Raw genomic sequence first — 12,428 nt, forward strand, 5'->3', positions numbered from 1 at the left:
TGTGCGTTTAACGCCCATTGCTTTTGAGGTTTTCATAGATAAGTCTCCAAAGTGTCAACTTACCTCAGGACGGAACAAAGCATAAATAACAAAAAGGCGCTTAAGCAGCGCCTTTTATTATTTCTCTTTCAATGAAAACTCTGAATGATGAAATATGATTTAAAATACGTAACCCACACTGACCATATACACCCAAGGATCGATGTTAGTATCAATAGTGACGGACTCACCCGCCAACTTAAAGCTCGCATCAGTGTCAATATCGGCATACCAAATCGAACCGTTAAGTAACCATTTATCGGTCAATTGATAATCCAAGCCAATTTGTCCCGCTATTCCCCATGAGTTGGATAAACTGATATCCGTTAATGCCCCATCTAAATCGTTGGTAAATTTAGTATCATAAAAATTGGTATAGTTTATCCCGAGGCCAATATAAGGTCTAAATTTTGATGTCGCATCACCAAAATGATATTGCACCACAAGTGTAGGAGGCAATTGTTTCGTTTCAGCAATATTACCAATATTAGGTAATGAAATATTATGACTAAAAGGGCTGGCCGCTAATAATTCAATGCCAATATTATCAGTAAACAAATACGCAAAATTCAATCCTAATTGTGTATCGCTACTGACATCAAATTCCCCTAGCCCAGCCACATCTTGACTAGACGCGTTAGGGGCCACTACAGCCACACCCGCACGTACAATAATATCACCCGCTTGAGTAGCATTTGCCGAAGCCGATAACCCCAATGCAACGAGTCCGATAGCAACAGCCTTTGAAAGCCTATTTTTTTTCATCATTTCATCCTCATAACTGCATTTTTGCAGTTTTTATTGATGGGCTAAGCATGCCTGCAAATACATAATACCAATTTGATCTATATCAAAGTCATTCAATGGACAAACCCAGTTAACTCAAAACCATGAGTGAGATCACAATTTATGTCGCCCACCACTTTTAAACATCTCGGCTCAGCCCGATTTGTGCCTTATTTAACCATTCGCTATTTAGACATTAGTTATTTAACCACTCCAACGCCAAACCAATATCATCGAAATATTGTACTTCTCCAGAAAGGAACCAAGCCCCCAGTTTCACCATGATTTCTTGCCATCGTTTATCACCATAAATGGCTATTTTCTCAAACTCGCTGCCATGTTTCAGTCCTAGCTTAAAATCATCCCAAGCCGCTCTCACTTCCCAGCCTTCTAATTCGTAAGCATCCACCAACACTTTCACTTTGGGATGGGAAACTTCCTTTAAGGCGGAATCAATCAGAGGCGTAATGTGCAAATAGTCTTCATGAGTAAGCTTACCAACGGCTTTTAAAGATAAGAAAAACTCATTATCGACTCGCTCAACCCCTATGGATAATCCATGTTTTTTCATTTACAACAACCCTTTTCAATTAAATCCTTATAGAGAATAGCCTATCCTACATTCAATAAAGAAAAAGATGACAACTCATCTAAAACCCATGATCCACCTATTTACGTCAGCAAAGTCAGTAAAATAGGACTACAATGTTAGAGTGTTCTAAATTAATAAAGTGAAATAACAGTAAAAGAAGTTCCAAAAAAAGATGAGTATTAAAAAGTCATAACAGTCTAAGGAGAGATTATGTCTATTCGAGAAGGATTATTAAGTATTGGGATTGCATTAACCATTTTAGGCATACTCACTGCCGTCATTAATATTTAAGTTTCGTCACATCCAACCGTTAATTGACCTCCCTCAAAAAATAAAAAACCACAGCAAGAGAGCCTTAATCGGCTACTCTGCTTATTATTCAATAAAAATAAAATGGCACTTTTTTTCCTTTTACTTTTTTTAAAAGTGTTTAAAAATCGAAATAAAAGTCGACATCATTCACTGAAGTACTTATCAGTCGATAAACATTATCTGAGCCAAAAAAATGGGTGCTTCCTTAAGCACCCATTTCAAATTCGTTTCACTTGAATAACCATCAATTGTAAAAATCAGCGTCTGTTCACCATTACAGGTTTCATAATAACCTCTGTGGTATTTTTACCATTATTGATCACGGGATATTTATCATAGGTCTGAAAAATGACTTGATTTTGATATAAAATCATCGCCACCACTCCATAATTAATTGATGAATCAATACTGTCGGCAGGTAAGATAAACTTAAATGGCACAGGGACTCTGGCTATATTAAAGGTCTTTTGTGCGATAATTGTCCCTTTCTTATCTAAGTCAATAATGGCGATAACAATACTGCTTCCTTGAGGCAAATTAATATCCTCTAAATATCCCGCGGCGCCATTGACCACTACCGGCTCAGGGGGCTTTACTGTAACACACGCAGATAACAGTAACATGCCCATGAATATGACACTTTTTTGTAGAATTGACATAATTTTCCTTCTTTAATAATACGTTATGTTGAGGGCTTCATTCGGATCAACCCTTCTTGTGTTGCTTGAGCAAGCAACTCTCCTTGTTGATTAAAAAACTGTCCTTTAACAAGTCCTCTTCCCCCACAGGCATTGGAACTATCGACACTATAGAGTACCCAGTCACTTAAATCGAAGGGACGATGAAACCACATAGCATGATCTATAGTGGCCATTTTAATACCCGGCGTTAAAAACGATTTTCCATGAGGCTGTAACGCAGTCACCAGAAAATTAAAGTCTGAAGCATAAGCGAGTAAATAGTCTTGCATGCAAGGATCGCACTGCATTTTTCCGTTCGCTCTTAGCCATACATAACGCTTAGCCGGTTTCTTGTCTGATGTCATATCACTCATAGGATCAAGTAAGCGCATCTCAAGAGGAGACTCGCACATCAAATTATTAAACACCGATTGAGGTAACTGCTCTTTTAATTTTAAGGCTAAATCCTGCTGATTTAATAAGGCATCTGGCCCTGGCACATTGGGCATCTCATCTTGATGTTCAAAGCCTATTTCAGGTGCTTGAAAAGAGCAAGTCATATAAAAAATCGGCCGTCCCTTCTGAATAGCTTTAACCCGTCTGGCGCTAAAACTCCCTCCATCCCTGATAATTTCCACATCATAAATAATCGGTAAATGCTCATCACCTGGGCGTAAAAAATAAGAATGTAATGAATGCACTTGCCTACTGCTTTGCAAAGTTTGCTTCGCCGCGCTCAATGCTTGTCCCATCACTTGACCACCAAACACATGTCCAAAGCCTAAATCTTGACTTTGGCCTCGAAACAATCCTTCCTCGAGCCGCTCTAAAGACAACAAAGACAACAACTCGTTTAACACTTGACTCATTCCATTACCTTACCAATAAACCATTAGAATGATTCTACTACTGATGACACCTAATTTCGACTACCAAGCGCATTAATTATGATCCAATGACTGACCGTTTATATCAGTGATAGCAACGTATCTATCATTACAAACAAATAAGCAAGGAAGCTTTATCATTAAAGTCAATAAAAACATCAACAAAGAATGTGTATCAAATTGAATAACCATAATTTGAATACATAAACGCATAAAAATGAAACACAATAACGTTAAGTAACCTGTATTTTTAATCTATGATTATATTGAGTGACAAATTACGTAAAGATCCTGTCTTTTTCTACTCACACGCTTATTGTTTGAATACGTAATCATAATACGAACAGCATATCGTAAAGGTAAACAAGCAACATGAAATTGAATTGCGACATGGGTGAAAGCTATGGTATATGGAAAATGGGCGACGACCATGCCTTAATGCCGTGGATTGACATGGCCAATATTGCATGTGGGTTTCATGCTTCCGATCCTGATATTATGGCCGATACGATTGCCCAAGCAAAAACACATAATGCACTCATTGGCGCCCATATTAGCTACCATGACATGCAAGGATTTGGCCGAAGAAATATTCCTCACACACTCGTAGAAATCGATCACTTGGTTGCCTATCAATGTGGTGCCTTAATGGTACTTTGCCAAATACAACAAACAGAAATGACCTATGTCAAACCTCATGGCGCATTACATTTTGATATGATGACTAAAGTCGAGGTCTATGAAACCATTGTACGAACATTGTCTAAAATCAACTCAGCCTTAACAACGCCCCTTAAACTGGTGATTCAAAGTACTCTCAATAATATTCCTTATGAAGCTATCGCCCAATATCATAATGTGGAATTAATATTAGAAGCTTTTGCCGATAGAGCCTATGATAATCAAGGTTTACTTCTTCCTCGAACGCATCCAGATGCACTTTTAACCTCTTCAAAACACATTAAACAGCAAAGTTTGAACTTAAGCCAAGGCTTTGTAAAAACCCATGAAGGTCGTATTATTGATTTACATGCTGATACTTTATGTATTCATAGCGACAATGAAACCTCTGTCGCAGAAATTGCCGCTATTCACAAAATTCTCAACCCATAGGGCAATAAAATGATCATAAAACAAAAAAGATGATAACCGTTCATCCTATTACAGAAGACAGTTTGATGATCAACTTCGATGACACCATTCATCTGTCTGTTACTCAAACGATCATGCAACTGGTAGAACAGCTCAAACTTGACAGCTCAAGTCATCTCTTTTCACATCAGATAAAAGAAAACATTCTTGAAATCACACCTTCATACACAAGTCTTTTCATTCAGTACCGCGCCTCTCGACTGACCTATGAAGACATCAATGCGGTACTAGAAATCTGGATAAAAACACATTCATCATCAAAGAAAAAACTATCCACATGCCTGCATGAACTCCCCGTTTATTACCATCCAGAAGTGGGACTCGATCTTCCATTGTTAGCTCAACAACATCAATTGACTCAAAAAGCGATTATTCAATACCACTCTCAAAAAGAATACCATGTCTATGCTATCGGATTTGCCCCTGGTTTTGCCTTTCTTGGTGAAGTCGACTCCCTTATTGCCACTCCTCGTCGAGACTCACCCAGACTCAATGTTCCAGCAGGCAGTGTTGGCATAGCAGAACAGCAAACTGCCGTTTATCCCAATAATACCCCTGGTGGCTGGAATATCATTGGTAATTGTCCATCACCCCTCTTTGATATCAGCGCCTCACCCATAACGCCTTTCAATGTGGGTGATAAAGTGACATTTACCCCCATTACACGTGAGGCTTTCTTAGCGTTAGGAGGCCAAATTGACAAAAACTGGACATGACAACACACATATACGTAAAGCTTGTTTAGCGTTAGGAGGACATACTTGCCACAGCTAGAAGTGATCAATTCAGGTCCATTAAGCTTAATACAAGATTTAGGTCGATTTGGTGTATCGCAACATGGGCTCTCTCAGGGCGGACCCGTTGATCTGCATGCCTATTGTTGGGCGAACCATCTGCTAAACAATCCCATGACATGCTCTCAAATTGAAATCACATTAGGGCAAGCTAGCTTCAAAGCACATGATGATCTTCTCTGCAGTCTCACCGGCTCAGACACCCAAGCAAAAATTGATGGTAACCCCATCGCCCCTTGGCAAAGCTTCAAACTCAAAAAAGATCAAATACTGACTTTAGGTTATCCGCAAAACGGACTACGGAGTTATTTGACCATTAAGCATGGTTTTCATACCCACAACATTGCCGGCAGTGCCGCAACTGTCATCAGAGACAATATCGGTATGGTTGCGCTCAAGCAAGGGGACACATTAAACAGCCCATCAATAAGCATAGCTGATCAGACAGTGAGTAAAGACATACAACATATCATGCCGCCACAATTTCGCCCTCACTACACAGATACAGTCACATTAAGAGTCATAGAGTCTTACCAAGAAAAGCATTTTTCAACTGCAGACAAGCACACTTTTTATCACTCTCCCTATACCGTCAGCCCTTATTGTGATCGTATGGGGTGCCGATTAACAGGCCCCGCTATTGCGCCTAAAAGCCAGCATTTAATTTCAGAGCCCATTGCTTACGGAGCCATTCAAATACCGCCAAATGGACAACCCATTATTTTATTAAACGACAGACAAACATTAGGAGGTTATGCCAAAATAGGCTGCATTGCTAAACTTGATTTACCTAAGCTCGCACAAGCGAAACCTGATACCAAAGTCCACTTTGCCAAGGCAAATAGACACGATGCTCTTCAAAAGTGGTTACAATTCGTCGACTTTTTCAACCTGCCTTTTTAATGCTTTTCTCGCATTCATATTTGGTTACATTTCATACAGCAATATTCAGCTTACATTAAGTCAACACAGCGTATTTTACTCTGGTGATTAACCACCTTATGTGAGTATTTATTATGTTAGTGAACCAAAGCAAACATAGCAGATTAAACCCTATTCATACTCAAGTTGACACAAACCAGCAGTCTTCTTATCGGAAGGAAAATGGCAAAAAACGTCTGTCAACGATTCAAGATGCCGATCCCTCTTTTAACGCTGAAAAAATCAGCAAGAATTTATCCAGTGTGGCCTATTTCATTGGCTCTCTGTACTTATTGCTCATTGCCACCATCATTACAGGGCAACTGTTAACATAAATTTTGCTTATGGCTGATCGAAGGTGAATGGTGAAACTGGTCATTTAATAAATGATGTAAAAAAGCCGAGCATTGCTCGGCTTCTAATTATCAATACAGTGTGTTTTATTGACTAAGGATGACACACATTGTGCATTTCAAGGTTCGTACCCAATTCACGATTACGATCCGCTTTTGCATCATCACTGCGCAGTTGCGTCAAATGATCCAAATACGCTTGATCCACATCATTTGTCACATATTTACCGTCAAAAACAGACGTCTCAAATGTTGTGATCTGTGGATTTTCTTGACGGACCGCCTCCACTAAATCTTCTAAAGATTGAAAAATCATACCATCAGCACCAATTAACTTCGCAATGGCATCAACATCTCGACCATGTGCAATGAGCTCATTTGTCGTCGGCATATCAATACCATACACATTAGGGAAACGGATCTCGGGCGCTGCTGATGCAAAGTACACTTTATTCGCGCCCGCTTCTCTTGCCATTTCAATAATTTGCTCCGACGTGGTGCCTCGAACAATGGAGTCATCCACTAACAAAACATTTTTGCCTTTAAACTCAGCATTAATGGCATTGAGTTTTCGGCGTACAGACTTTTTACGCTCTTGCTGACCCGGCATAATAAACGTCCGGCCAATATAACGATTTTTAACAAAACCTTGTCGGTAAGGCAAATCTAAATCCCGCGCAATTTCCAACGCAATATCACAAGAAGTTTCAGGAATGGGGATCACCACATCAATATCATTATCTTCCCACTCTTTTTTAATTTTCTGTCCCAGTTTCTTACCCATATTCACCCGACTGCCATAAACAGAGATTTTATCTAAGGTCGAATCTGGGCGAGCAAAATAAACATATTCAAAAATACAAGGCACATAACTAGGGGATTGAGCACATTGGCGAGTAAAAAGTTGCCCGTCTAAGGTGATATAAATAGCTTCTCCTGGTGCAACATCTCTTATCACTTCAAAGCCCACAGCATCAAGTGCAACGCTTTCCGATGCCACCATATATTCTGTTCCATTTTCGGTCTCGTGTTTACCCAAGACCAAAGGACGAATACCGAATGGATCGCGAAATGCGACTAGCCCTTGACCAATAATCATGGCGGCTACCGCATAGGCTCCTCGTGTAATAGCATGAACCTGACTGACCGCGTCAAACACTTCATCTGCACTCAGTATTTGACTCTTAGTGTGCTGCAGCTCATCGGCTAATAAATTCAATAAGACTTCAGAATCTGACGTCGTATTAACATGACGGCGCTGCTTCACCAATCGCTCACAGAGCGCTTGGGCATTGGTCAAATTACCATTATGTGCAATAGAAATACCAAAAGGAGAGTTCACATAAAAAGGCTGAGCTTCAGATGCACTGGAGCTTCCCGCAGTAGGATACCGAACATGGCCAATCCCTGCTTTACCTTGTAGTCGCTGCATATGTTTAGATTCAAAAACGTCTTTCACTAACCCATTCGCTTTACGTAACCTAAACGCCGCTCCATCTATAGTCACAATACCTGCAGCATCTTGCCCTCGATGCTGAAGCACAGTCAGTGCATCATAAATGGTTTGATTAACCGACGACTGACCGACTATTCCGACAATACCACACATAGGTGAGCTTCCTCATTGTAAGATGTTCTATCATTTTAATGAAAAATATTGAAATGCAACACATCCGCAATCAATACTATTTATTATGCTTATAAAGGTTTATTTGGCATACTATATTTTAGGAACAAAGCTTGAGGTATTTTCCAGATAATTAAAAAACCATTGGATCACGACCCCAAACTCTGGAACAAGCTGTGAGTCTTGCCACCACGCCGTTTTGGGTGCCCCCGTAAAAGCATCCATAAAAAATAACAAGGCACTCACAATAAGCGCCCCTCTTAAGGCGCCAAAACAGAGTCCAAGAACCCTATCGGTTCCTGTTAATCCTGTTTTTTCGACAAGTTGGCCCAATAAAAAATTCACTAAGGCACCAAGGATCAAGGTTGAAATAAATAAAATACCAATGGCCGCACCATGACGAACCATTTTATCTTGTATTGCTGTAAGGTGAACCGACAGCTCTAAATAAAAAGTACTTGCAACAAAAAAGGCAACGATCCAAACCACTAAAGACATCGCTTCTTTTGCGAAGCCGCGCATTAAACTGATCAATGTCGATATGCCAATAATGACGATTATAGCGTAGTCAATCCAAACCATGGAGAAGTGTATCCAGCATTAAAGGTGAAAACGGCGTGATTCTAACAGAGAAGGCGATAATCCACACCTTAAACAAGATGCGTAAATTCATCATTCTCTGTTTTCACCACAGAACAAACGAGCAAATAAACTAAGACTCAATCGGATTATAAGGCTCCACTCGCCCTTTCAATTGGGTCAATTTTTCTATATCAGACTGCAAATTAATCAGCTTATCTTTTGAGACATCAGGGCCAACAAACACTTTCGTCAATTTGCCATCAATGGGTTTCGGCGGTAATGTATAAGCGCTAAACCCTTTCTTTCTCAGACGTTCAACTAATGCAGTCACATTTTTGGCATTGTTGAAACTGCCCAAACGTAACGTCCATGCACTCTTAGATAAACTCGACTTATCAAGCTTAGCTTGTGGTAAAGTCGCCTTTTCAGGTTCAACTTTATCGGGTTCGACACTCGAAGCCGCTTGCGCTTGTGCCACTTTTTCATCCAGATCCGTACTCACGACATCATAGGCCTTCTCTGGTAAGCCCGTATCATTTAACACAGGCTTAAGCGGAATTTCGGTAAAGGTTTCTTCTTGTCGCTGTTTTTTACCATTGAGTAAATCCGGTAAAAAAAGCACCCCTAGGGCAACGATTACAACCACCCCAACCAAACGATTTTGAAAGCGATTAGACACTGCTATTTCCTTTTATCAACATTTTAATCCCTGCAACAGTATAAAAAGATCCAAAAACAATCACAATATCACCTTCTTGAAGCTCTTCTTGTAATTTGTCCCAACCTAAGGCTAATGAGGTAAAAACCTGTGTGGTTTCGTTTTTTGGCAAATATGCCGCTAAGTCAGTCCCAGCTGCGCTACGAGGCACATTTAAGTCGCAACAATACCACTTTGCCACATGCGGTGAAAAGACAGACAAGACTTGAGCGATATCTTTATCCTCTAACATGCCACATAAGGCCAGCAGGCGTTTAGGCTGCTTGGCTTGTAATTGGGACAAGAGATAGCGCGCGGCATGAGGATTATGAGCAACATCCAGATAAACTGTGGGCGATTGAGACACACATTCTAAACGGCCACTTAATTGGGTGTGTAAAATCCCCTGCTTGATATGATCCAAGGAGATAGAAGGACAGATATGCATTAGCGCCTCAATCGCCGTAGCCGCATTAGGTAAAGGCAAGGCAGGCAATGTCATATCACTTAAAGTGATCGATTGGCTTTGAAAAGACCAACGTTTACCTAATACTTGGTAATGAAAAACCTGACCGACGGCATGGCCATGGGCGCCAATGTCATTCACTGTTTTCATTAAACTGTCAGGCATATTTGGCTCACCAATAATCACCGGTTTTCCTTGACGACAAATTCCTGCTTTTTCCACCGCGACTCGCTCTCGAGTATCACCTAAATACGCTTGATGATCCAAATCGATAGACGTGATCACAGCCACATCGGCATCGATAATATTCGTCGCATCCAAGCGCCCACCTAAACCAACTTCCAATATAATCACATCTAGGCTAGCCGCTTTAAACAAGTATAGGCCCGCAAGTGTCGCATACTCAAAAAAGGTCAAAGAAATCTCACCCCTGCCTCGCTCAATTGCTTCAAAAGCCGCGACAAATTCCCTATCACTCGCATCTTGGCCGTTAACCCTGACCCTTTCATTGTAATGGAGCAAGTGAGGAGAGCTATATACCCCCACTGATAAACCTTCTAGCATTAACGCCGCTTCAATCATGGCACAAGTGCTGCCTTTGCCATTGGTTCCCGCCACAGTAACCACCTGCGACTCACCAAGATCCAGCAGCCCCATGTTTTCAGCAACCTGTGATACACGGGTTAACCCCATATCAATTTCAGTGGGATGGATAGCTAATAAATACTCTGTCCAAAGCGCTAATGAGGCATGCTGCATTGGCGCCAAAGGCATGTCAGTAGATACGTTAGTAGACGAATGAAGCTGTTCTTTTATAGGCACAACAGGCATAGGCAGTGTCACTCTCAAAGTTAATCCAACATAAATAAAGGGCCTAATGATAATTTAGGCAAAGCATGTGGTTCAGGATACGTTACATCAACAAGGTATAATCCATTCGGTTTAGCCGTCGGCGCAGCGGCTTTACGATTTTTCCCTTCCAACAGCTGAGCTAACCAATCAATGGGTTGCCGACCCATGCCCACTTCCAACAAGGAACCGACAATATTACGCACCATATGATGTAAAAAAGCATTGGCCGAAATATCCACGCAAATGTACATTCCTTGACGAGTCACATTGATTTGATGCATCAACCTCACAGGGGTCTTAGACTGACAATGAAGCGCTCTAAAACTGGTAAAGTCATGCTCACCAATCAAATACTGCGCCGCTTGATGCATCTTAGTCTCATCAATATCCCCCATATAATGACTCACGCCAGCGCGTAAAATCCCAGGTCTAAGGTTATGATTATAAATCATATAACGGTAGCGTCTGGCGGTAGCACTAAAACGTGCATGAAAATCCTCATCCACCGCTTGCACCCATCTGACCGCAATATCATCGGGTAAATTCACATTCACCCCTAAGGTCCAAGCCGTCTCTTTGCGAATAGCATTCGTATCAAAATGCACCACTTGCCCAGTCGCATGCACGCCTGTATCCGTTCTGCCCGCACATTGCACCGTTATCGGCTCATTAGCGACTTTAGACAAGGCCTTTTCAAGTTGCGCTTGTACGGAATCCACCTCGAGTTGACGTTGCCAACCACAATACTTACTACCATCATACTCAATACCTAACGCGAACCGCATTCTCTACCTCAAAAATTTACATAAGAGACGATGACACACCGTCCAATCATTCACTAAAAGCCAACAACCCCGAACAATAGGGCTTTAATCGGCGGATTTTATCACATTCCGGCCTGCAAACTCAGTAAAAATATAGACATGAAAATCAGGGGGCATGACTGATGACTTATATCTTGGACTCTTTTCCTCCTTATTAACTAGTCGGGTTCTCAAGAGTGGTGTTTTTCAAGATAATGACACCAATAACAAAATCAACATGATAACAAAATTAGAATGTAGGTAGCTTTATTGACGCGACATATTCATTACAGCACATCTTCCGCCAAAAAAGTAAAGCGTGCTAATGCGTCAACCCCAAGAGGCATTCATCTCTTGACTGGTTATGTGTTTATTTCAACCAAACTTGCTCTATCAATGGGTAACCGCTGGTTCCGCCGTTCGAACAACCCGTTAAGGCCAAATCGACAGCCTTTCCTGACGCATAAGCTGTTAGTAATGCCGAATATTGCCTCTTACCCACATCGGTATCAGCATTCGCTAACATCAAGAAGTTAGGACTACTGCACTCTTTAGGGTTCTCGGCACCTGGCATAGTGATGTACACTTTGGTGTCTGAATAAACTCGAATACTGGCAACTTTATTCGCACCAGACCAACCATCGTAAGCAAAAGCCCCCAAAGACACCATGCTGATCAGCAAAGTAAAAATAACCTTCATCATTATCCCTTTTTAGAATTTTTCATCTTCGTATTGATTTTTTCATAAAGATATCTTGTACATAAGCAAGATATCTTTATATGGTGGCAAGGGTACCATCTCACGAAACATAAATGAAACAAAAAAACACCTTCACATTAACCATCATAAACTCTCACGCAGCAATTGATGATATAAAGGTATTT

14 protein-coding genes are annotated in these 12,428 nt (G+C 40.9%); 4 read left to right on the forward strand and 10 right to left on the reverse strand.

Annotated elements, in window-relative coordinates; all coding sequences use genetic code 11:
* Nucleotides 1–159: 159 nt before the first annotated feature.
* The 4 genes from ompW to tesB form a co-directional block, all read right to left on the reverse strand.
* Entirely contained in the window at nt 160–807 is a 648-nt protein-coding gene (gene ompW / locus Q0779_RS15375) for an outer membrane protein OmpW (RefSeq protein ID WP_298773822.1), read from the reverse strand.
* Between the two features lie 214 nt (nt 808–1,021).
* Nucleotides 1,022–1,396 (reverse strand): STAS/SEC14 domain-containing protein, encoded by a 375-nt coding sequence (locus Q0779_RS15380; RefSeq protein ID WP_298773823.1) that lies wholly within the window; start codon nt 1,394–1,396, stop codon nt 1,022–1,024.
* 590 nt (nt 1,397–1,986) lie between these two features.
* Complete coding sequence (locus Q0779_RS15385; protein ID WP_298773825.1) at nt 1,987–2,388, reverse strand: YbaY family lipoprotein; 402 nt, start codon at nt 2,386–2,388, stop codon at nt 1,987–1,989.
* A gap of 23 nt (nt 2,389–2,411) precedes the next feature.
* Nucleotides 2,412–3,278, reverse strand: a complete 867-nt coding sequence (gene tesB / locus Q0779_RS15390; protein ID WP_298773826.1) for an acyl-CoA thioesterase II — start codon at nt 3,276–3,278, stop codon at nt 2,412–2,414.
* Between the two features lie 390 nt (nt 3,279–3,668).
* Here tesB and Q0779_RS15395 point away from each other — a divergent pair, with 390 nt between their 5' ends.
* From Q0779_RS15395 to Q0779_RS15410, 4 genes are all read left to right on the forward strand, one after another.
* Nucleotides 3,669–4,409: a 5-oxoprolinase subunit PxpA gene (locus Q0779_RS15395; protein WP_298773827.1), complete on the forward strand. Its 741-nt coding sequence runs from the start codon at nt 3,669–3,671 to the stop codon at nt 4,407–4,409.
* 29 nt (nt 4,410–4,438) lie between these two features.
* Nucleotides 4,439–5,164, forward strand: a complete 726-nt coding sequence (gene pxpB / locus Q0779_RS15400) for a 5-oxoprolinase subunit PxpB (RefSeq protein WP_298773828.1) — start codon at nt 4,439–4,441, stop codon at nt 5,162–5,164.
* A 45-nt stretch (nt 5,165–5,209) separates the two neighbouring features.
* Nucleotides 5,210–6,145: a biotin-dependent carboxyltransferase family protein gene (locus Q0779_RS15405; protein ID WP_298773830.1), complete on the forward strand. Its 936-nt coding sequence runs from the start codon at nt 5,210–5,212 to the stop codon at nt 6,143–6,145.
* 113 nt (nt 6,146–6,258) lie between these two features.
* Nucleotides 6,259–6,498 carry a hypothetical protein gene (locus Q0779_RS15410; protein ID WP_298773832.1) on the forward strand — a complete coding sequence of 80 codons (240 nt, stop codon included), beginning with the start codon at nt 6,259–6,261 and terminating at the stop codon, nt 6,496–6,498.
* 112 nt (nt 6,499–6,610) lie between these two features.
* On the opposite strand, the gene purF is transcribed toward Q0779_RS15410, so the two are convergent.
* The 6 genes from purF to Q0779_RS15440 form a co-directional block, all read right to left on the reverse strand.
* Nucleotides 6,611–8,125: an amidophosphoribosyltransferase gene (purF, locus tag Q0779_RS15415; RefSeq protein WP_298773833.1), complete on the reverse strand. Its 1,515-nt coding sequence runs from the start codon at nt 8,123–8,125 to the stop codon at nt 6,611–6,613.
* A 111-nt stretch (nt 8,126–8,236) separates the two neighbouring features.
* Nucleotides 8,237–8,725, reverse strand: a complete 489-nt coding sequence (locus tag Q0779_RS15420) for a CvpA family protein (RefSeq protein ID WP_298773835.1) — start codon at nt 8,723–8,725, stop codon at nt 8,237–8,239.
* A gap of 130 nt (nt 8,726–8,855) precedes the next feature.
* Complete coding sequence (locus tag Q0779_RS15425) at nt 8,856–9,404, reverse strand: SPOR domain-containing protein (RefSeq protein WP_298773836.1); 549 nt, start codon at nt 9,402–9,404, stop codon at nt 8,856–8,858.
* Nucleotides 9,397–10,662, reverse strand: a complete 1,266-nt coding sequence (gene folC, locus Q0779_RS15430; RefSeq protein WP_298773965.1) for a bifunctional tetrahydrofolate synthase/dihydrofolate synthase — start codon at nt 10,660–10,662, stop codon at nt 9,397–9,399. Before folC ends, Q0779_RS15425 begins: the two co-directional genes overlap by 8 nt.
* A gap of 77 nt (nt 10,663–10,739) precedes the next feature.
* Nucleotides 10,740–11,525, reverse strand: a complete 786-nt coding sequence (truA, locus tag Q0779_RS15435) for a tRNA pseudouridine(38-40) synthase TruA (protein ID WP_298773838.1) — start codon at nt 11,523–11,525, stop codon at nt 10,740–10,742.
* Between the two features lie 388 nt (nt 11,526–11,913).
* Nucleotides 11,914–12,243, reverse strand: coding sequence for a hypothetical protein (locus tag Q0779_RS15440; RefSeq protein WP_298773839.1), 330 nt, complete (start codon nt 12,241–12,243; stop codon nt 11,914–11,916).
* Between the last annotated feature and the right edge of the window lie 185 nt (nt 12,244–12,428).

The organism is uncultured Shewanella sp., from assembly GCF_947491715.1.
GTDB lineage: Bacteria > Pseudomonadota > Gammaproteobacteria > Enterobacterales > Shewanellaceae > Shewanella.